20 protein-coding genes are annotated in these 21,076 nt (G+C 26.6%); 18 read left to right on the forward strand and 2 right to left on the reverse strand.

The genetic code is table 11. The annotated features are described in order from the left end of the window. Nucleotide 1: 1 nt before the first annotated feature. The 14 genes from tgt to J2Z71_RS03650 all read left to right on the forward strand — a co-directional run bounded on the left by tgt (nt 2) and on the right by J2Z71_RS03650 (nt 15,473). On the forward strand, nt 2-1,117 hold the full coding sequence (gene tgt, locus J2Z71_RS03585) for a tRNA guanosine(34) transglycosylase Tgt (RefSeq protein ID WP_210060485.1): 1,116 nt from the start codon (nt 2-4) through the stop codon (nt 1,115-1,117). Nucleotides 1,118-1,132: 15 nt separating this feature from the next. Beyond that, the gene (gene yajC / locus J2Z71_RS03590; RefSeq protein ID WP_210060486.1) at nt 1,133-1,432 is read left to right on the forward strand and encodes a preprotein translocase subunit YajC; all 300 of its coding nucleotides are present in this window, start codon (nt 1,133-1,135) and stop codon (nt 1,430-1,432) included. A gap of 11 nt (nt 1,433-1,443) precedes the next feature. Continuing rightward, complete coding sequence (scfA, locus tag J2Z71_RS03595) at nt 1,444-1,593, forward strand: six-cysteine ranthipeptide SCIFF (protein ID WP_210060487.1); 150 nt, start codon at nt 1,444-1,446, stop codon at nt 1,591-1,593. A 65-nt stretch (nt 1,594-1,658) separates the two neighbouring features. Then, a complete protein-coding gene (gene scfB / locus J2Z71_RS03600) occupies nt 1,659-3,008 on the forward strand; it encodes a thioether cross-link-forming SCIFF peptide maturase (protein WP_210060488.1) in 1,350 nt (449 codons plus the stop codon). A gap of 108 nt (nt 3,009-3,116) precedes the next feature. Beyond that, complete coding sequence (gene recJ / locus J2Z71_RS03605) at nt 3,117-4,889, forward strand: single-stranded-DNA-specific exonuclease RecJ (protein WP_210060489.1); 1,773 nt, start codon at nt 3,117-3,119, stop codon at nt 4,887-4,889. Then, nucleotides 4,883-7,027, forward strand: coding sequence for a RelA/SpoT family protein (locus J2Z71_RS03610; protein ID WP_210060490.1), 2,145 nt, complete (start codon nt 4,883-4,885; stop codon nt 7,025-7,027). Before recJ ends, J2Z71_RS03610 begins: the two co-directional genes overlap by 7 nt. A gap of 14 nt (nt 7,028-7,041) precedes the next feature. Then, nucleotides 7,042-7,491, forward strand: coding sequence for a D-aminoacyl-tRNA deacylase (gene dtd, locus J2Z71_RS03615; RefSeq protein ID WP_210060491.1), 450 nt, complete (start codon nt 7,042-7,044; stop codon nt 7,489-7,491). 8 nt (nt 7,492-7,499) lie between these two features. After that, nucleotides 7,500-8,129 (forward strand): MBL fold metallo-hydrolase, encoded by a 630-nt coding sequence (locus J2Z71_RS03620; RefSeq protein WP_210060492.1) that lies wholly within the window; start codon nt 7,500-7,502, stop codon nt 8,127-8,129. Continuing rightward, nucleotides 8,126-9,511, forward strand: coding sequence for a coproporphyrinogen dehydrogenase HemZ (gene hemZ, locus J2Z71_RS03625; RefSeq protein WP_210060493.1), 1,386 nt, complete (start codon nt 8,126-8,128; stop codon nt 9,509-9,511). Before J2Z71_RS03620 ends, hemZ begins: the two co-directional genes overlap by 4 nt. Before the next feature lie 11 nt (nt 9,512-9,522). Further along, nucleotides 9,523-11,058 carry a Mur ligase family protein gene (locus J2Z71_RS03630; RefSeq protein ID WP_210060494.1) on the forward strand — a complete coding sequence of 512 codons (1,536 nt, stop codon included), beginning with the start codon at nt 9,523-9,525 and terminating at the stop codon, nt 11,056-11,058. 204 nt (nt 11,059-11,262) lie between these two features. Further along, complete coding sequence (gene aspS, locus J2Z71_RS03635; RefSeq protein WP_210060495.1) at nt 11,263-13,041, forward strand: aspartate--tRNA ligase; 1,779 nt, start codon at nt 11,263-11,265, stop codon at nt 13,039-13,041. Nucleotides 13,042-13,051: 10 nt separating this feature from the next. Then, entirely contained in the window at nt 13,052-13,474 is a 423-nt protein-coding gene (locus J2Z71_RS03640; RefSeq protein WP_210060496.1) for a SoxR reducing system RseC family protein, read from the forward strand. A 9-nt stretch (nt 13,475-13,483) separates the two neighbouring features. After that, the gene (locus tag J2Z71_RS03645) at nt 13,484-14,332 is read left to right on the forward strand and encodes a hypothetical protein (protein ID WP_210060497.1); all 849 of its coding nucleotides are present in this window, start codon (nt 13,484-13,486) and stop codon (nt 14,330-14,332) included. Further along, nucleotides 14,316-15,473, forward strand: a complete 1,158-nt coding sequence (locus J2Z71_RS03650; RefSeq protein WP_210060498.1) for a hypothetical protein — start codon at nt 14,316-14,318, stop codon at nt 15,471-15,473. The genes J2Z71_RS03645 and J2Z71_RS03650 overlap by 17 nt, the downstream gene beginning before the upstream one ends. A gap of 4 nt (nt 15,474-15,477) precedes the next feature. On the opposite strand, the gene J2Z71_RS03655 is transcribed toward J2Z71_RS03650, so the two are convergent. Together J2Z71_RS03655 and J2Z71_RS03660 are read right to left on the reverse strand one after the other, a co-directional pair. Beyond that, nucleotides 15,478-15,930 (reverse strand): threonine/serine exporter family protein, encoded by a 453-nt coding sequence (locus J2Z71_RS03655; protein ID WP_210060499.1) that lies wholly within the window; start codon nt 15,928-15,930, stop codon nt 15,478-15,480. 7 nt (nt 15,931-15,937) lie between these two features. Continuing rightward, nucleotides 15,938-16,714, reverse strand: coding sequence for a threonine/serine exporter family protein (locus tag J2Z71_RS03660; RefSeq protein WP_210060500.1), 777 nt, complete (start codon nt 16,712-16,714; stop codon nt 15,938-15,940). A gap of 122 nt (nt 16,715-16,836) precedes the next feature. Here J2Z71_RS03660 and der point away from each other — a divergent pair, with 122 nt between their 5' ends. The 4 genes from der to J2Z71_RS03680 are packed head-to-tail and all read left to right on the forward strand — an operon-like array spanning nt 16,837 to nt 21,067. Continuing rightward, complete coding sequence (gene der, locus J2Z71_RS03665) at nt 16,837-18,153, forward strand: ribosome biogenesis GTPase Der (protein ID WP_210060501.1); 1,317 nt, start codon at nt 16,837-16,839, stop codon at nt 18,151-18,153. Further along, nucleotides 18,153-18,755: a glycerol-3-phosphate 1-O-acyltransferase PlsY gene (gene plsY, locus J2Z71_RS03670; protein ID WP_210060502.1), complete on the forward strand. Its 603-nt coding sequence runs from the start codon at nt 18,153-18,155 to the stop codon at nt 18,753-18,755. Before der ends, plsY begins: the two co-directional genes overlap by 1 nt. Beyond that, complete coding sequence (locus J2Z71_RS03675; RefSeq protein ID WP_210060503.1) at nt 18,752-19,756, forward strand: NAD(P)H-dependent glycerol-3-phosphate dehydrogenase; 1,005 nt, start codon at nt 18,752-18,754, stop codon at nt 19,754-19,756. Before plsY ends, J2Z71_RS03675 begins: the two co-directional genes overlap by 4 nt. A 54-nt stretch (nt 19,757-19,810) precedes the next feature. Then, entirely contained in the window at nt 19,811-21,067 is a 1,257-nt protein-coding gene (locus J2Z71_RS03680) for a biotin/lipoyl attachment domain-containing protein (protein WP_425351658.1), read from the forward strand. Nucleotides 21,068-21,076: the final 9 nt, after the last annotated feature.

Below are 21,076 nucleotides of genomic sequence, written 5' to 3' on the forward strand. Positions count from 1 at the left end.
AATGTTTCAATTTGAATTATTAAAAGAATCAAAAGAATGTAAAGCAAGACTTGGAAAAATTAAAACTAATCATGGAGAAATAGAAACTCCAATTTTTATGCCAGTAGGAACAAGAGCTACGGTAAAAACTATGACACCAGAAGAATTAAAAGATTTAAAAGCTCAAATAATTTTATCTAATACCTATCATTTATTTTTAAAGCCAGGTACAGATATAATTGAAAAAGCTGGTGGACTTCACAAATTTATGAATTGGGATAGACCGATTTTAACTGATAGTGGAGGATTTCAAGTTTTTAGTTTAAGAAATAATAGAAAAATTACAGAAGAAGGAGTAGAGTTTAGATCTCATATAGATGGTTCTAAAAAATTCTTATCTCCTGAAAAGTCCATGGAAATACAAAATATTTTAGGTTCAGATATTATGATGGCCTTTGATGAATGTGCGCCATATCCTGCAAGTCACGACTATGTAGAGCACTCAATGCACAGAACTACTAGATGGGCTAAAAGATGTAAAGATTACCATACAAATACTGACAATCAAGCTCTTTTTGGAATTATTCAAGGTGGAATGTATAAAGATTTAAGAGAAGTAAGTGCAAAAGATCTTATTGAATTAGATTTTCCAGGCTATGCAGTAGGTGGATTAAGTGTTGGAGAGCCAAAGGATTTAATGGTTGAAATACTTGATTATACAACTGACTTAATGCCAAAGGATAAGCCTAGATATTTAATGGGTGTTGGAACTCCAGATTATCTATTTGAAGCAGTAGAACATGGAATAGATATGGCAGACTGCGTATTACCTACAAGAATAGCTAGAAACGGAACTTGTATGACATCAAGAGGAAAAGTTGTAGTAAAAAATGCAAAGTATAAAGAAGATTTTACACCACTTGATCCTGAATGTGATTGTTATGTATGTAAGAACTATACTAGAGCTTATATGAGACATTTATTTAATGTTGATGAGATTTTAGGACTAAGACTTGCATCAATACACAATCTACATTTCTTAATAAATCTAATGGAAAATATTAGAGAAGCTATAAAAAATGATTGTTTCTTAGAATTTAAAGATGACTTTTATAAAAAATATGGTTATAATGATTAAGAAGGGAGTTTTTATATGGATGCACAAAAGCAACAAATGTTAGCTACTTTTGTACCACTAATTATTCTTTTTGTAGCTTTTTATTTTATGTTAATAAGACCACAAAAGAAGAGAGAGTCTAAAGTCAAAGACATGAGAGCAGGAATTAAAGTCGGAGATGAAATTATGACTATTGGCGGTATCAAAGGTAAAGTTGTTCTTGCAAAAGAAGATTATGTTGTTATCGAAACTTCTGGAGAAAAATCTAGAATTGAAGTAATGAAATGGGGTATAAACTCAATAGTTACTGATAAGACGGATCTAAAAGCGGAATAATGGAGGTACTTATGAAACACATAAAAACATTAACTGGAAAAAGCTTAAAAGATACTTTTGCTAAAGGTGGATGTGGTGAATGTCAAACATCTTGCCAATCAGCTTGCAAAACATCTTGTACAGTTGGAAACCAAAAGTGTGAAAATACTGAAAATAAGTAATAAAGTAAGAGGGTTGGTACATCCATCCCTTTTCTTTTTGTTTAATAATGGGGAGTAATATAAAGATGGAAAGAATTCATAAATTTTATTTAAATGATAAATATATAATTTTAGATATAGCAAGTGGTTCTGTTCATGTAGTTGATCAGATAATTTATGACTTAGTAGATGACTATAATGAACTAAGTGAAAATGAAATAATAAATAAGTTTTTAGAAAAATATTCTGAAACTTCAATAAAAGAAGCTTTAGAAGAAATAAAAGAATTAAAAGAAGAAGGGCTTCTATTTACTGAAGATGAGCAACTAATGAAACCTATTTATAATCCTGAAAATGTTGTTAAGGCAATGTGTCTTCATGTAGCTCATGATTGTAACTTACGTTGTCGATATTGTTTTGCATCTCAAGGTGACTTTAAAGGTCAAAGACTTCTAATGGATTATGAAGTTGGTACTAAAGCATTAGACTTTTTACTTAAAAATTCTGGAAATAGAAGAAATCTTGAAGTAGATTTCTTTGGTGGAGAGCCACTTATGAATTTTGAACTAGTAAAAAAACTAGTTGACTATGGTCGTAAAGAAGAAAAAAAATATAACAAAAACTTCAGATTTACAATAACTACAAATGGTGTCTTATTAGATGATGAGACTATTGATTATATAAATGAAAATATGGATAATGTTGTATTATCTTTAGATGGTAGAAAATGCATAAATGATCATATGAGACCTACTGTAAATGAAAAAGGTTCTTATGATTTAATAGTTCCAAAATTCCAAGAACTAGTAAATAGAAGAGGAGATAAAGATTACTTTATTAGAGGAACATTTACTAATAAAAATCTTGATTTTTCAAATGATTTATTAGATTTTTATAATTTAGGATTTAAGAAAACTTCTATTGAACCAGTAGTAACTGATGAAAAAGAAGAATATGCAATTAGAGAAGAACATCTAGATACAATTTTAAAAGAATATGAAAAAATGAGCAAAAACTATATAGAAATCAGAAAGAAAGATAAGAAATTTACTTTCTTCCACTTTATGATTGATTTAACACAAGGTCCTTGTATTATAAAAAGAACTGTAGGATGTGGAGCAGGATCTGAATATGTTGCTGTAACTCCTGAGGGAGATATATATCCTTGTCACCAATTTGTTGGAGAAACAGAGTTTAAACTAGGTGATGTAAATACTGGCATTGTAAATAATGACTTAAGAGACAAATTTAAATGCTCTAATGTATTTACAAAAGAAGGATGTTCAACTTGTTGGGCAAGATATTATTGTAGTGGTGGATGCCATGCAAATGCATATTATTCAAATAATGATTTTAAAAAGCCATATCATGTTGGTTGCGAAATGGAAAAGAAAAGAATTGAATGTGCAATTTCAGTTTTAGCAAATGAAGCATAATAATAAAGGGGTCTCTTAGAGGCCCCTTTATTGCTACATATTTAATATTATGTTCAATATAATTATTTTATGTTATACTTTTAAATATATAAATGGTATGGTGATTAAATGGAAAAATGGTTTATAAAGAATACAAAACCTGAAAATATTGATTATGAAAAATTTAACTTAAATAAAATTTTGTATAAAGTACTTGTTAACAGAGATATTAAAACAGAAGATGAAATAGAAAGGTATTTAAATCCATCTTTAGAAGATTTAAATACCTCTTTATTACTACCTGACTTAATAAAAGCATCTAATTTAATAATGAAAAACATTGAACAAAATAATAAAATTAGAATTGTTGGAGACTATGATGTAGATGGGGTTATGAGTACTTATATCTTATATAATGGTCTTTTAAGATTAAATGCAAATATAGATTTTGATATCCCAAATAGAATTACAGATGGATATGGTATTAATAAAACTATAATAAATAGAGCAAAAGAAGATAATATAAACTTAATAATTACTTGTGACAATGGAATTGCAGCTTTTGATGCAATATCTTATGCAAAAGAAAATAATATAGATATTATCGTTACAGATCATCATGAGGTTGTTCGAAATGAATTAAAAGAAGAAGTATTACCTTTAGCTGATGCAATAATAAATCCAAAAAGAGATAATTCAAAATATCCTTTTAAAGAAATATGCGGTGGAGTTGTTGCATATAAATTAATAGATTATCTATATAAGATTAATGGTATAAATGAAGATGAACTGTATAATTTTCTACTTCCTTATGCAGCAATAGCAACTGTATGTGATGTAATGCCATTAATTAATGAAAATAGAATAATTGTATCTAATGGACTTAGATATTTAAATAATACAAGTGATATAGGATTAAGTGCATTAATAAAATCGGCAATGTTAGAAGATAAGAAAATAGATGTCTATCATTTAGGTTTTGTCCTAGGACCTACTATAAATTCTAGTGGAAGATTAGAAGATGCAAGTATTGCTATTGACTTATTACTTGAAAAAGATGAAAATAAGGCGCTAGAAAAAGCTAAATATTTAAGAGGTTTAAATGTAGAAAGACAAGTCCTAACTGATGATGGATATAATAAAATAGATAAACAAATTGAAATCAACAATTTAATGAGTAAACAAAAAGTATTAATAGTTTATGATGATGATTTAAATGAAAGCGTAGTAGGCATAATAGCAGGAAGAATAAAAGAAAAGTATAATAGACCAACAATTGTATTAACATATTCAAATGGCATCTTAAAAGGCTCAGGAAGAAGTATAGATGTATACAATATGTTTGAGAAGGTATCTGAACATAAAAATCTATTAGAGAGCTTTGGTGGACATGCTATGGCCTGTGGTTTGAGTTTAAAAAAAGAAAATTTAGAGGAATTTATAAACTTAATTAATAAAGATGCTGATTTAACAGAAGAAGATTTGATTAAGAAAGTATATATGGATTTAGGTTTAAGTTTATCAAATACTGATTTAAATTTAGCAAAACAATTAGAAAAATTTGAACCTTATGGAACAGCAAATCCAAATGCTGTTTTTGGGACTAAAAATTTAAAAGTTATTAGATTTTCTGTCTTTGGAAAAAATAAAAATGTAATAAAAATGATTTTAACAGATGGTATGACTTCAAGAGAAATATTATTATTTGAAAGTATAGACGATTTTATTTTAAAATTATCTAAAGAATATCCTATTAATGAAATTAACAATATGATTAATAATTTAAATAGTAATATATTTTTAGATATTGTATATACTCCAAGTATTAATAGCTTTAGAGGAAATCAAAATCTTGAATTAAAAATCAAAAATTATAGAGTAAGTGAGGGAGCAAGATGTTAGAGGAATTATTAGATAAAATAAAAGAATATAATCCCAATGTTGATGAAGAACAAATAACTAAGGCCTTTAAAATGGCTGAAGAACATCATGCTGGTCAAAAGAGAAACTCAGGTGAAGACTATATTATTCATCCATATAATGTAGCTTTAATATTAGCTGATATGAATATGGATACACCTACAATAATAGCAGGACTTTTACACGATACTATTGAAGATACTGATGTAACTTATGAAGATGTTCAAAAGGAATTTGGAACAGAAATAGCAGATTTAGTAGATGGTGTAACAAAACTTAAAAAATTAAATTATAAAACAAAACAAGAAAAACAAGCTGAAAATATAAGAAAAATGGTTCTTGCTATGGCTCGTGATATTAGAGTTATAATTGTAAAACTTGCAGATAGACTTCACAATATGAGAACTTTAGAGTATATGACTGATGAAAAGAAGAAAGAAAAAGCTTTAGAAACAATTCAAATATATGCTCCTATAGCAGATAGACTAGGTATGAGTAAGGTTAAATGGGAATTAGAAGATTTATCTCTTAGGTATTTAGATCCTGAAAATTACTATAAATTAGTTGATATGGTAAATAAAAGAAGGAATGAAAGAGAAGATTTAATAAATTCAATTATAGAAAAATTAAATGAAAATCTTAAAAAAATTGGAATAGAAGCAGATATACATGGAAGACCAAAAAACTTTTATAGTATTTATAAGAAAATGGAATTTAAGGGAAGAACCTTTGAAGAAATTTATGACTTATCTGCTGTAAGAGTTTTAGTAGATGATGTTAAAGATTGTTATGGTGTTTTAGGTGTAGTTCATACTTTATGGAAACCTATACCAGGTAGATTTAAAGATTATATTGCAATGCCTAAACCAAATAAATATCAATCTCTTCATACAACAGTAATAGATAATAATGGAGAGACTTTTGAAGTTCAAATTAGAACTTATGATATGCATAGGACTGCTGAATATGGTATTGCTGCTCACTGGAAGTATAAATCAGGAGCAAATAAAACTACATCTTTTGATGAAAATCTTACATGGCTTAGACAATTATTAGAATGGCAAAAAGATTTAAAAGATCCAGATGATTTTATGGAAACTTTAAAAATAGACTTTTTTGCTGATGAAGTATTTGTATTTACACCTAGAGGAGATGTAATAAATTTACCAGAAGATTCAACTCCAATAGACTTTGCTTATAGAATTCACTCTGATGTAGGTAATTCTTGTACTGGAGCTAAAGTAAATGGAAGAATAGTTCCATTAAATTATAAACTTAAAAATGGAAATATAATTGATATTATTACAAACCCAAATTCTGGCCCTTCTTTAGATTGGTTAAATATAGTAAAAAGTCCTCAAGCTAAGAAGAAAATCTCTCAATATTTTAAAGTTAAAGATAGAGATAAAAATATTGAACGTGGAGAAGAAGTCTTAGAAAAAGAAATAAAAAGATTGGGATATAAACCATCAGACTTAATGAAAGATGAGTGGTTAGAAGATATAAAAGAAAAAATGAGTCTAGGTTCTGTTGAGGATTTATATGCAGCTCTTGGATTTGGAAGTATTACAATAAATCAAGTTCTTTCAAAACTAATTGAAAATTATAAAAAAGAAAACAAAGAAAAAGAATTTATATTACCAGAACAAATTCCACAAAGAACTAGAAGACAATCACAAGATGGAATAGCTGTAAAAGATGTTGATAATTTAAAAATAAGATTTGCAAAATGTTGTAATCCTGTTCCAGGTGATGACATAGTAGGATATATTACTATAGGACGAGGTATTTCTGTTCATAGAAAAGATTGTGCTAATATGAAAAACTTAACTGATAAAGACAGAATAATAGATGTTTATTGGGATAAGGAAGAGGGAGCATCTTATAATACTGAAATAGAAGTCAAGGCCTTAGATAAATCAAATGTAATATCAGATGTTGCAAATAAGATTAATGATTTAAAATTAAATTTAAGTAGTTTAAGTGCTAGAACAACAAGAGATGGAGATTTAATTTTAGATATTGTTGTAGAAATTCAAAGTAAAGAAGAACTTAAGAGTTTAATTTCTAAAATTAAAAAAGTTGATAATGTTCTTGACGCATATAGAGTGAAAGCATAATTTAGGGGGATAATATGAGAGCAGTTGTTCAACGTGTAAATAGTGCAAGCGTAAAAGTAGATAATGAATTAATTGGAGATATAGATAAAGGAATATTACTTTTTCTAGGTGTAGAAGCTGAAGATAAAGATAGTGATTTTGATTATATTTTTAAAAAAGTTACTAATTTAAGAATATTTGACGATGAAGATGGAGTAATGAATAAAAGTTTACAAGATGTAGATGGAAGTATATTAGTTATTTCACAATTCACACTTTATGGAGATGCTAGAAAAGGTAATCGTCCAAGTTATATAAGAGCTGCTAAGTTTGAAGATGGAAAAGATTATTATGAAAGATTTATAAAAGAATGTAAAAATTTAGGAATAAATACATCTCATGGATCTTATGGAGCAGATATGAAAGTAGAACTTATTAATGATGGACCAGTAACAATATTGTTAGATAGTAGTAAGATTATATAGGAGGAATTATGAAGTTTAAAATTATGAGACTTGCAGTTGGAAGCTATCAAACTAATTGCTATATAATATTTGATGAAGACAAAAAAGCTATTATTGTTGATCCAGGTGCTCAAGCTAAAGATATTTTAAATGCAGTTGAAAGTGAAGGGCTAAAGGTTGAAAAAATTCTTTTAACTCATGCTCATGAAGATCATATAGGTGCTCTAGTAGAAATAAAGAATGCTTTAAATGTTCCAGTATATATGGGAGAACATGAAGTATCACTATTAGAAGAAGGATTAAAAAACTTAAATATGCTAATGAATGAAAAAAATGAAAAATTTAAAGTAGATCATTTAGTAAAAGATGCAGAAATTATTAAGTTTAATGATTTAGAAATAAAAGTTATTTTTACACCAGGACATACAAGAGGTGGAGTTTGCTATTTAATAGATAATATTCTATTTTCAGGAGATACATTATTTATGGGATCTATTGGAAGAACTGATTTTCCAGGTGGAGATTATGAAACTATTATGGATTCATTAATGAATCTTATGAAACTTCCTAATGAAACAATAGTATTGCCAGGACATGGACCTGAAACTAAAGTAGCTTTTGAAAAAGTAAACAATCCTTTTATACAAACAAGATTATGATAAAAGTTATATTTCATGATGAAGATATTTGTAGAAATATATTTGAATTTATAAGAACTCAACTACCATCTTATGAAAATAAAAAAGATATGGAAATTTCTATTAGGGATAATATAAACTATCTAGAAATATTAATTTCATCTAAAGAAATAAATAAAACAATTTTAGTTAAAAAAGTAGAGGATAAAAGAGAATTAAAATTTAATATAAAAAGAGAGTTGTATAAAAATCTATATAATTATTTTGATAATGAAGATCCTTGGGGCATATTAACAGGTGTAAGACCAGTAAAACTAGTTTTAAGTTTATTAGAGAAAAATTCTATTGAAAAGACTAAAGAAATTTTAAAAAATTACTATCTTTTAAATGATGATTCTATAAATTTATGCTTAGATATTGCTAAAACTGAATTATCTTATTTATATCCAGTTAATAGGAATAGATATAGTTTATATATTCATATTCCTTTTTGTCCAACAAAATGTAGCTATTGTTCTTTTTTAACTTTAGATAATAATAAGAAAAATACTAAAATTTATACAGATTATTTAATAGAGGAATTAAAATATTATTCTCAATTTGTAAAGAATCCTCCTCATACAGTTTATATTGGAGGAGGAACTCCCACTTCAATAGATATTAAAGAGCTAGAAGAGATTATTAGAACTGTTAATATCTATTATAAAAAGCCATTAGAGTTTACAGTAGAGTGTGGAAGACCTGATACAATAAATAAAGAGATACTTTTAATGTTAAAAGAAATGGGAGTAAATAGAATTAGTATTAATCCTCAAAGTATGAATAATAAAACCTTAAAAAATATTGGAAGATCTCATAGTGTTGAAGATATTTTATTAAGTTATGATATTGCAAAGAAAATAGGTTTTGAGTCTATTAATATGGATTTGATTTTAGGACTTCCTGGAGAAAGTGTTGAGGATGTAAATTATTCTTTAAATAAAGTAATAAGTTTAGATCCAGAAAATATTACTATTCATACTTTGTCTTTAAAAAATGGATCTGATTTGTATAAAAATAAAAATTTTTCAAATTGTAATGATATAGATGAGATGTTAAAGCTAACAAAAAGTTTAACTAAAAAAAATGATTATATTCCTTATTATATGTATAGACAAAAAAGAATGCTTGGGAATGGAGAGAATATAGGATACTCTAAAGTTTCTAAGGAGTCTATTTACAATATGGTTATGATGGAAGAAAAAGAGACAATACTTGGGTTTGGAATGTGTAGTACTTCTAAGTTTTACTATCCTGAAAAAAATAAAATTTTAAAAACTATGAATTATAGAAATTTAAAAGATTATATAAATAAAAATAATAAAGTAAGTAAGAGTAAGTACATTAATGATTTTAAATTTTAAGGTGGAGTGAATTGATACTAAAAGATATATTTGAAAATGTAAAAATAATAAATAGTAATAGAGAAATAGATTTTAATAGTGAAGTTGATAATATTAGTTTTCATACTGATGATGTAACAAAAAATAGTATATTTGTTGCAATTAAAGGATATATTACAGATGGACATAAGTATATATCTGTAGCAAAAGATAAGGGCGCAAAATATATAGTAGTTGAAAATTTTGTAGATGTAGATATAGCTCAAATAAAAGTTGAAAATTCTAGAATTGCTCTTGCAGATATTGCAAATAATTTTTATAAAGAGCCATCAAAAGAATTGAATATAGTTGGAATAACTGCTACAAATGGTAAAACTACAACTTCATTTATGACTGATAAAATATTTAAAGATGCAGGATATAAAACAGGAATTATAGGTACAGTATATACAAAATATGATGGTGTAAATATTCCTTCTATTTTGACAACTCCAGAATCTTTAGAACTTCAAGGATTTTTTAGAGATATGGCAGATAAACAAATAGAAAAAGTAACTATGGAAGTATCTTCATCATCAGAGGAGCTATATAGAGTAAAAAATGTGGACTTTGATGTAGTTACATTCAATAACTTTAGTAGAGAGCATATAGACCAACATGGTAGCTTTGAAAGGTATTATGAAGTAAAGTCAAAGCTTATAAAAGAAGCATCAGAAGATGCTGTTGCTGTTTTAAATATTGATTTTGATAAAATTAAAGAATTAAAAGATAAGACAAAGGCTCAAGTTTTAACATACTCTTTAAAAAATAAAGAAGAAGACTTTGCAATTGATAACTTAGATTTATCAACAGGTAAGGGAAAATATACTTTTATAATTAATAGAGATATAAAATATAAAGATATAATTATAGAAAAAAATTCCTTTGATATTGAGCTTGATGTAGCTGGATATTCATCTGTTATGAATTCAGTAGTAGCAATAATAATTGCACTTTTAAATAATATTGATATTAAAACAATACAAGATTCTATAAATAGCTTTGCAGGAGTTGAAAGAAGATTTGAGATGATTTATGATGAAAACTTTAAAATCATTGATGATCATTATGCAAATGTTAGAAATATAGATGTAACTTTAAGTACTTTATCAGAAATGGAATTTAATAATTTCCATATGCTATATGCAATTCGTGGAAATAGAGGAGTTAATTTAAATAAAGAAACTGCAGAAAAAACTGCTGAATGGTTAAAAAAATTAGATCCAAAAACTTTTTATGCAACATTAAGTAAAGATGTTGTAATGAAAAAAGATGAGGTTTCAAAAGAAGAATTAGAAATATTTTTAAGTGTTATGAAAGAAAATAATATAGATGTTAAAGTTTTTGATACTCTTGAAGAAAGTGTTAAATCTATAATAGATAATGCTAAATCTAATGATGTAGTATTACTTGCAGGATGCCAAGGAATGGACAAAGGAGCAGGTTTTGCAGTAGATGAGCTTATAAAAAATAATGAAACAAAACACAAAGAAATATTATTAGATAAGGTTAAAAACAGAATTTGTTAGACTTGACATGATTTTTAAAAAACAATATAATCAGATTAATGTAAAAGAGACAAATTTAATTGATTTAGAGTTTAACTCTTTTAAATAATAAATCGTACACCTCTTTTATTTAGGTAATAAGTTTTATTAACTAAGGGTGTTACAAGGAAAACAAGCCTCGTCCCTTAAGACGAGGTTTATTTATTTTCATATGGAGGGATAATTGTGGCCGAGAAAATGGGCAATTTAAAACGCAGTATGTACTGCGGTGAAATACGTGAAGAAAACATAAATGAAGAAGTAACTCTTATGGGATGGGTTGCTAAAGAAAGAAATTTAGGTTCTATAATATTTGTTGATTTAAGAGATAGAGCAGGAATAGCACAAATCGTTTTTGATGATACAGTTGATAAGGACTTATTTAATAAAGCAACAAAATTAAGATCTGAATTTGTAATTGCTATAAAAGGTATAATAAGACAAAGATCATCAATAAATGATAAAATACCAACTGGTAAAGTAGAAATTTTAGCAAATGATCTAAAGATACTTAATGAATCAGAAGTGCCACCAATTTATATAAAAGATGATGATAATGTTTCAGAAACTATGAGACTTAAAAATAGACCATTAGATTTAAGAAAACCATTTATGCAAAATAATCTAATGATGAGATCAAAATTTTATAAAGTAACTAGAGATTTCTTTGCAAATGAAGGATTTATTGAAGTGGAAACTCCAATGCTTACAAAGCCAACTCCAGAAGGAGCAAGAGACTATTTAGTACCTAGTAGAGTTAATGATGGACAGTTTTATGCACTGCCTCAATCACCACAACTTTTAAAACAACTTTTAATGGTTTCAGGTCTTGATAGATATTTCCAAATTACAAAATGTTTTAGAGATGAAGACTTAAGAGCAAATAGACAACCTGAGTTTACACAAATAGACTTAGAGATGAGTTTTGTAGAAATAGATGATGTAATATCAATCAATGAAAAATTCCTTAAATATGCTTTTAAAGAAATGGTTGATGTAGATATAGAACTTCCTATTAAGAGAATGAAGTATAAAGAAGCTATGGATAGATTTGGAGTAGATAAACCTGATTTAAGATTTGATCTTGAACTTCAAGATATTTCATCTATAGTTAAAAATTGTGGATTTAAAGTTTTTGAAAATGCTACAGAAGAAGGATATAGCGTAAGAGGAATAAATATTAAATCTGGAGCTGACTTTTATTCAAGAAAGGCAATTGGTAAACTAGAAGACTTTGTAAAAGATTATGGTGCTCATGGACTTGCTTGGATTAAACTTGTAGATGGAGAAATAAATTCACCTATTGCAAAATTCTTAGATGAAAAAGTATTAGATGATATTATAAAAACTATGAATGCAGAAGATAAAGATTTATTAGTATTTGTAGCTGATAAAAATAAAGTAGTATATGATAGTTTAGGAAATTTAAGAAATAAAGTTGCAAAAGATATGGAATTAATCAAAAAAGGTGATTATAAATTAGTTTGGATCACAGAATTCCCACTATTTGAGTATGATGAAGAAGATGAAAGATATGTTGCAAAACATCATCCATTTACATCACCTATGGATGAAGATTTAGATATAGTTTTAACTGAGCCTCAAAATGCAAGAGCAAAAGCCTATGACATAGTAATTAATGGAGATGAAATGGGTGGAGGAAGTATTAGAATAAATGATAGAGAAATTCAAAAAACAATGTTTAAAGCTTTAGGATTTACAGAAGAAGAAGCTCAAAATAAATTTGGATTTTTATTAGAAGCATTTAAATATGGAGCACCACCTCATGGAGGACTTGCATATGGACTTGATAGATTAATAATGTTATTTACAGACTCAGATAATATAAGAGATGTAATAGCATTTCCTAAAACTCAATCTGCAACTTGTCTTCTAACAGGAGCACCAACTAGACTTACAGAGGAACAGTTAGAAGAAGTGCATATTAAGGTTATTGAAAAGTAAGGAGGATCTTATGGAGCAAATAGGTGTAGTAGTAAAAGAAGATGGCGAGCATATAGAAATACTTGCAGTTAGAGAAAGTGCCTGTGGTTCCGATTGTTCAACTTGTTCTGCTAAATGTAGTGAATCAAAGCCTTTTAACTTAAAAACTATAAACACAATAAATGCTAAAGTAGGAGATCGTGTAAGAATAGAAATGAACTCTAAAGCAGTTTTAAGTTATATGGTATTAATATATGGACTTCCATTAGTATTTTTTATGGCAGGATCTGTAATATTCTTTTCAATTTTTAAGAATTTAAATTATCTACATGCTGAGCTATATAGTCTTATTGCAGGACTATTGGTAATGTCAGTAGCATATTTAATAATTAAAAAAGTAGATAATAAATATGGAAAGGCAGGAAATAATAATCTAGTTTTAAGTAAGTTTTAGGAGATAGATATGGAAAAAAATTCAAAATTTTTAAAAATATTATCTATTTTATTGATTATTATTTTAGGAATAAGTATTTTATTTTTTGGATATACAACACTTAGTATTAAAAATATTGAGGCTATTAAAAAAGATAATAATACTTTAAATGAAGAGCTTAAGATAAAAAATATAGAAGAAGAAAAATTATCTATAGAATATAATGAAAAAAAAGATAAACTAGAAAACTCAACTTATGAGTTTTCTAGTTTATATGGATATAATTTAAAAGATAAAAAAGAGAATATTCTATTAAATACAGCAGATAGACTTAAAAGTGAAAATAAAAATATATTAAAGCAAATAGAATCTGCAGTCTTAAAATATAATGATTATTTTAATGGAGCTTATTATAATGATGAAAGTTTTATAAATTTAGTAAGTGATTTTTCGAGTCTTATTGATTTAAAGTCTACAGAGAGTTTATCTACAGATTTATATAGAGATATTAATTTTAATGCATTTAATGAAATATCTAAAGAAAATGGAACTATAAATTATTTAAATTCTTTAAATAGAAATTCTAAAGAAAATAATATTTTATATTTTTCAACAGCAATGTATTCTATAAAATTAAATAAAGTATTAACAGGTTCTATAGATATAGAAAAAAATTTAGATAGTATTTATGCTGAAATTATAAATTTAACGGATTTATATTCTAATTTAGAAAGATATGGATTAAATACTGGATATTTGACATCTTATAGACTATCAGAATTAAAAGAAGAAATATCTAGACTAAGTAAAGAGTATTACATGAATTTAGGAGTAATAGAAATATTAGAAATAGGTGATAATAATGAAAAGATTAAATAATAAAATTTATATTTTAACTATCATTATAAGTATCGCTTTGATTTCTGTATTTTCATATTATTCCTTTTTAAATATAAGCAAAAATCAAAGTGTTAATACTTTGTATAAAAATCAAAATAAGGTATTGAAAGAAAAAATAATAAAAATTGATGAAAATATTAATTCTTCAAAATCTAAACTTGAAGTAATAGATAAAAAAGAAGAAGAGATACTTGAAAAAATAAAATACTATGAAAATGTAAATATAGATTTAAGTAAATACTCTAATGATTATAATAGAGGACTTGTAAATTCTATAAAGGGAAACTTAGATCTTGATAGAAAAAATTCAATTAAAGATAAAAGTATCAGATATAGGAAATTAAGATCTGTATATTTTTCTGATGATGAAGTTGCCTCTAAAAGTGAAGCAATTAATAATATAACTATTAACTCTTTGATTTTAAATGATTATTTATATACAATTTTAAATACAAAGATAGTTAAAAATAATAATGAAGTTTTTAAAAATATAGGAGTATTAAATCAAATTGAAGAGAATAATAATTATATGATTAAAGACACTTTATATAAATTTTTATCGAAGGAAGAAAATTTAAAAAATAAAAATCTTCTCTTTGAAGAAACTAAAAATATTATAAAACTTAAAGAAGAGTCAATTCTTGCATATGATAATTTATTATATCCAAGTGAATATAATTATAATTACTTAAATCAAACTAAAAATAATTTGGAAATTGAAAAAAATAATATTGCATATAATGATAAATTTAAATTAAATGATGATACATTAGTTAATATTAAAAAAATTAATAAACAAGAACTTTTTAATATTGATGTTATTAGTCAAAATATAGACTATTTAAATAGTTTGGATATTTTAGATAAAACACTTGAAGAGGAAAGTGGTGTTCAGGTTTTAAGATATTTAGTTGATCATAGAAATAGATTGTATTTAATAGAGGAAAGACTAGATGGAAGTCCAATGACTTTGAATTACTATAATCCTCAAGGAAATGCTTTTTCTCAAATAGATATGAATAATTTTAAAATATATTATTTTTATGACAAGAGTAATAAGGAAAATTTAAATTTATATAATTACTCAATGAAATTATATAAAACTTATAAAAGAGACTGAATTATCAGTCTCTTTTTAATATATTATTTTTTATTGTAACAAAGGCTTTAGTAAAGCCTGTTGAAGCAACTACACCTAGAGACAATGCTATTAATGTATAGAATGTTTCTGAGAATGTAGCTCTAAAGATTTCGTAGCTTCCATAGATTAAATAATACATTGTATAATAAGTTCCAGCTCCTGGAATCATTGGAACTAAGCCTGGTAGAATAAATAATAATGCTGGAGTTTTAAATATTCTTGCACAAATTTCTCCTATTATACCAACACAAAAGGCAGATATAAAACCTGCTAAAATTACATTATTTGTAGCTAGTACAATATATTTAAATAGAACCCATATTATTCCACTAACTGAACAAGCAAAGGGTAATATCCTTTTAGGACAATTAAAGTACATAGAAAAACCCATAGTTCCAAAAAATGCTATAACAAATTGTGAAAGATAAAAGCTCATATAAACCTCACATAAAAATTTTAAGAACAACTCCTGCTCCAAGGGCAATAGAAGTTGCTAAAAATATAGCCTTAGTAAAACCGATTACACCTGATAAAAAATCTCCATTCATAGTTTCTCTTGATGCGTTTGTAGCTTCAACTCCAGGCACTAATATCATAATACCACCTATAATAACTTTATCGATATTAGTTGCTAGATTAAGCTTAATACAAACTACAGCTAGAAGTGAAACAATAAATGCTCCTATAAAATTATTGATTACAAAGGAGAGTTTTAAGTTAGATACTTTGTTAAAAATTTGTGACATAATAGCGGCTATAAAGAATGTAGAAACAAAGTCTTTAAAATTTCCACCAAATAAAATAGTAAAAAAAGCTCCAGCAATAGCAGCTGCTAAGTTTTTTTGCCAATTAGAAAGAATATTTTTTGTTTCAATTTCTTTTAATATTTCCATACCTTCATTGTAATCGATACCACCATCAGCAACGAAGTTACGAGAAAATGTATTAACTTTGTCTATTATGTCTAAATTAGTACCTCTAGGTTCTACTCTTTTAAAAGTAGTAAATGTCTCACCTTTATAAGTTATAGATACAAAAAGAGCTAATGGAAGTGCATAGGCATTTACATCATCAATATTTTCTTTAGATTCACAGATTCTTTTTACAGTATCTTCTGCTCTATAAATTTCAGCTCCACTTTTAATTAAAATTTCGCCAGCATATAAAGCTAAATTTGCTAATTTTTTTACATCATTAGTATTTTCAATTTTTTTAACCATAAATAACCTCATTCAATTTGATTATACTATCTTTAAGTGTCTTGTACAATCATAATATTAATTGAAAGTACTTTAATCTAATGATATAATGGAAATCGAAATTAATAGAATGGGGTGATAGTATGGAAAAACCCATAGTGTCAATTATTGGTACACCAAATGTTGGAAAATCAACACTTTTTAATAAAATTGTAGGAAGAAAAATATCTATAACAGAAGATACTCCAGGAGTTACAAGAGATAGAATTTATTCTGATGCCGATTGGTTAGGAAGAAATTTTTTACTTGTAGATACAGGAGGATTAGATCTAAAGGATCAAGATATTTTCATGTCTAGTATAAAAGCACAAGTAGATCTTGCTCTTGATACAAGTGATGTTGTTGTTTTTTTAACTGATGCGGTTAAGGGTGTTTCAGCTAACGATAAAGAGATAGCAACATATCTTAGAAAATCTAATAAAAAAGTAATACTTGCATTAAATAAATTTGATTCAAAAGCAGCTAATGATAATTATTATGATTTCTTTGAACTAGGACTAGGTGATCCTATAAGGATTAGTTCTGAGCAAGGAATGGGAGTTGGAGATTTATTAGATGAGATTATAGAAGGATTTCCAGCACAAGAAGAAGAGTATGAAGACGATAAAATCAGAGTTTCATTTATTGGAAAACCAAATGTTGGAAAATCTTCTTTAATAAATAATATTCTAGGTGAAGACAGAGTTATTGTAACAAATATACCTGGAACTACTAGAGATGCAATAGATACTAATTTTTCTTATAAAGATGAAGAATATATATTGGTTGATACAGCTGGACTTAGAAAGAAAAAGCGTATAGACGAAAATGTTGAAAGATATTCTGTAATAAGAACATTGACTTCAATTGAAAGATCAAGCGTATGTGTACTTGTAATAGATGCAAGTGAGGGAGTGTCTGAGCAAGATGCAAAAATTGTAGGATATGCTCATGACAATAATAAAGCTATAATAATAGCTGTAAACAAATGGGACTTAATAGAAAAAGATAATAAGACAATGCGTAAATTTGAAAAAGAAGTAAGAGAAAGACTTCCTTTCATAAATTATGCACCAATATTATTTATATCAGCTAAAACAGGTCAAAGAGTAAATAGATTATTAGAACTTATTTCAATAGTAAATAATAATTATAATCATAGAATTCAAACAGGTGTCTTAAATGATATATTAAATAGAGCAGTATTAATGAATCAACCACCATCAGATAAAGGCAGACGTGGAAAACTTTATTATGGTACTCAGGCTTCTGTTAGACCACCGAAATTTGTATTGCATGTAAATGATAAAGCTTTATTTCATTTTAGCTATGTAAGATATATTGAAAATCAAATAAGAGAATCTTATAGTTTCGATGGAGTGCCTATAGTATTAACACTTAGAAATAGAGGCGAAAATTAATGAAAAGCCTATTAGTCTATATACTGTCCTATTTATTAGGGACAGTATCTGGATCTTATTTAATAGGTAATATATTTTTAAAAGTTGATATAAGAAAACATGGCAGTGGAAATGCTGGAACGACTAATGCTTTAAGAGTTCTTGGTAAAAAATGGGGAGTTATAACCTTTGTTATTGATTTTTTAAAGGGAAGTTTAATAGTTTTTATTACTAAATACTTATTAAATCTTCCTGAACATGTAATAATATTATCAATACTTTTTTGTGTTTTAGGACATGACTATCCATTTCATATGAATTTTAAAGGGGGCAAGGGAGTTGCGACAACTATGGGCTCTCTTGCTGTTTTTAATTTTAAATTAACTTTTATAGCTTGGGCAATTTGGATGATTGTAGTTATTTTAAGCAAAATGGCTTCTTTAGGTTCAATATGTTTTTTCACTGCAATAATTATTTTGTTTACAATTTTAGAGAATTATTCCTATGATGTTTTAACCGTAATTTGGATTATTTCCATTCTTGGTATAATAAGACATAGATCAAATATTAAGAGGATTTTAAGCGGAAATGAAAATAAGTTAGGTAAGGAGAGAAAAAAATGAATATAGCAGTTCTTGGCGGCGGTAGTTGGGGAACAGCAGTAGCAAGACTTCTTTCTAATAAAGGACATGATGTAAAATTCTATATTAGAAATAATGAAATAGTCGAAGATATAAATAAAAATTTAGAAAATTCAAAATACTTACCAGGTATAAAATTTAAAAAAATAACTGCAACTAATAATATAGAGTTTGCAATAAAAGATTGTAAAATTATAGTATTAGCAGTACCGACAAATGCAGTTAGAACAGTTTTAAAATCAATTCAAAATGAAGTAAATGAACAGCAGATAATAGTTAATTTAGCAAAGGGTATAGAAGTTGATTCTCTAGATAGAGTTTCTGAAATATCAGAAGAAATTTTACCGAAAAATCACTTTGCTGTTTTATCAGGACCATCTCATGCTGAAGAAGTAGGACTAGATATACCAACAGCAGTAACAGTATCCTCAAAGGATAAAGAAACATCAAAATTAGTACAAGATGCTTTTGCAACAGAAAAATTTAGAGTATATACGAATCCAGATTTAATAGGTGTTGAATTTGGAGGAGCTTTAAAAAATATAATTGCACTTGCAGCTGGAATGAGTGATGGACTTGGATATGGAGATAATACAAAAGCTGCTTTAATGACTCGTGGAATATATGAAATGAGTAAACTTGGAATTTCACTTGGAGCAAATGCTCATACATTTAATGGTTTAGCAGGTATAGGGGATTTAATAGTAACTTGTACAAGTATGCATTCAAGAAATAGACGAGCAGGAATATTAATAGGTGAGGGATTATCTTCAGAAGAAGCAGCAATTGAAGTCGGTCAAGTAGTAGAAGGTGTTAAAACTACAAAATCGGCTTATGAATTATCTAAAAAACATAATGTTTCTATGCCTATTACTGAAAAACTATATGAAGTATTATATTTAAATAAAGATCCAAGAGATGCAGTAATGTCACTTATGACTCGTGATAACAAAGAAGAAATCGAACAAATCTTCTTTGAATAATAACCAAATTAAAAAACTTTATGTTATAATTATAGAGTAATTAGGTGGATGAACTTGGAAAATAAAAGAAAAAAAACAAACTATAAGTTTAGACGTTTTATTGGAATTATACTATTAATATTAATAATATTTTTTGTATATAAATCAATAAGAGGAAAAACATACACAAATCATAAAACAGCATTCCCTACATTTACACTCTATAAAGATGAAGTAGATGCAAAATCTTATAATATATTAAAAGAAAAAGTATATTATTCAAATGCTGATGGTATAGCATTATATAATGCTAGTGAAGGGCAAAAAGTACCTGTAATTTATGATATTGTAGTAATCAATTTAATGAATGATGTTTCTAGTTTAAAAGATGAATTAATAAAAGTAAATTCAGCTTTAAACTATAAATTAAATAAAAAACCAACTGAAAAAATTTCAGAAGAAGAAATTGAAAGTATTAAAAAAATTCAAAAGGATATAAGAGACGAAAACTTATTACAAGCGATTGAAGATATTAATAATCTTGATTTAAATACAAAACAAAGCATAAGTATCTCAGAATTAACAGAGCTTATGAATTTATCTGTAGAGGAGTTAAACTCTAAAAAACAAGAACTTCTAAAGCAAATATCTAGAAGTAACATTTATTATCAAGCGGAGTATTCTGGAATCGTTTCTTATAAAATAGATGGATTAGAGAAATATTATAAACCAGATGATTTATCAATATATACTAGAGATTACTTAAGGGAACATTCTAGAAGAATAGAGAATGAAACAAAAACTCAAGTTGAAAAAGGAGATATGTTATTTAAATTAATAGATAACTTTTCTTATAATATGGCTTTAAGTATAGAGGATTTAAGTTCCTTAGGTGATATAAAAATTGGAGATAAATTAAATGTGGAGTTATCAGAGAATAATATAATAAGAGGAAATGTTGCGAAAATCAACAAATCAAAGGATAAATCTGGAGTAGTAATTTTATACCTAGATGAAATGATTGATAAATTATACTCTGAAAGAATACGAAATGTAAAAATTGTTAAAAGTAAACAGAAATGTTATAAAATTCCTAAAAGTGCAATAATAAAAAGAAAGGGAATTTTTGGTGTTTATGTTCAGGAGATACATGGATTAGTAAAATTTGTACCAATAGATGTAATTCAACCATTGAATTCATCAAGTTATGTTTCTAGTGGAGATAAAAATGGTGTTATAAAAATATCAGACAAAGAATACAAAACTATAACTATAAATGACTCTATTGTTTTAAATCCAAAGACAGTAGATGACTCACAAATCTTAAATTAGGAGGAATAT

The sequence above is a fragment of the Peptoniphilus stercorisuis genome, from assembly GCF_017874395.1.
Taxonomy (GTDB): Bacteria; Bacillota; Clostridia; order Tissierellales; family Peptoniphilaceae; genus Anaerosphaera; species Anaerosphaera stercorisuis.

Bases quoted from the DNA above. Each gene is read 5' to 3' on its own strand.
- tgt (WP_210060485.1), top strand. From the start codon at position 2: ATGTTTCAATTTGAATTATTAAAAGAATCAAAAGAATGTAAAGCAAGA.
- yajC (WP_210060486.1), top strand. From the start codon at position 1,133: ATGGATGCACAAAAGCAACAAATGTTAGCTACTTTTGTACCACTAATT.
- scfA (WP_210060487.1), top strand. From the start codon at position 1,444: ATGAAACACATAAAAACATTAACTGGAAAAAGCTTAAAAGATACTTTT.
- scfB (WP_210060488.1), top strand. From the start codon at position 1,659: ATGGAAAGAATTCATAAATTTTATTTAAATGATAAATATATAATTTTA.
- recJ (WP_210060489.1), top strand. From the start codon at position 3,117: ATGGAAAAATGGTTTATAAAGAATACAAAACCTGAAAATATTGATTAT.
- J2Z71_RS03610 (WP_210060490.1), top strand. From the start codon at position 4,883: ATGTTAGAGGAATTATTAGATAAAATAAAAGAATATAATCCCAATGTT.
- dtd (WP_210060491.1), top strand. From the start codon at position 7,042: ATGAGAGCAGTTGTTCAACGTGTAAATAGTGCAAGCGTAAAAGTAGAT.
- J2Z71_RS03620 (WP_210060492.1), top strand. From the start codon at position 7,500: ATGAAGTTTAAAATTATGAGACTTGCAGTTGGAAGCTATCAAACTAAT.
- hemZ (WP_210060493.1), top strand. From the start codon at position 8,126: ATGATAAAAGTTATATTTCATGATGAAGATATTTGTAGAAATATATTT.
- J2Z71_RS03640 (WP_210060496.1), top strand. From the start codon at position 13,052: ATGGAGCAAATAGGTGTAGTAGTAAAAGAAGATGGCGAGCATATAGAA.
- J2Z71_RS03645 (WP_210060497.1), top strand. From the start codon at position 13,484: ATGGAAAAAAATTCAAAATTTTTAAAAATATTATCTATTTTATTGATT.
- J2Z71_RS03650 (WP_210060498.1), top strand. From the start codon at position 14,316: ATGAAAAGATTAAATAATAAAATTTATATTTTAACTATCATTATAAGT.
- J2Z71_RS03655 (WP_210060499.1), bottom strand. From the start codon at position 15,930: ATGAGCTTTTATCTTTCACAATTTGTTATAGCATTTTTTGGAACTATG.
- J2Z71_RS03660 (WP_210060500.1), bottom strand. From the start codon at position 16,714: ATGGTTAAAAAAATTGAAAATACTAATGATGTAAAAAAATTAGCAAAT.
- der (WP_210060501.1), top strand. From the start codon at position 16,837: ATGGAAAAACCCATAGTGTCAATTATTGGTACACCAAATGTTGGAAAA.
- plsY (WP_210060502.1), top strand. From the start codon at position 18,153: ATGAAAAGCCTATTAGTCTATATACTGTCCTATTTATTAGGGACAGTA.
- J2Z71_RS03675 (WP_210060503.1), top strand. From the start codon at position 18,752: ATGAATATAGCAGTTCTTGGCGGCGGTAGTTGGGGAACAGCAGTAGCA.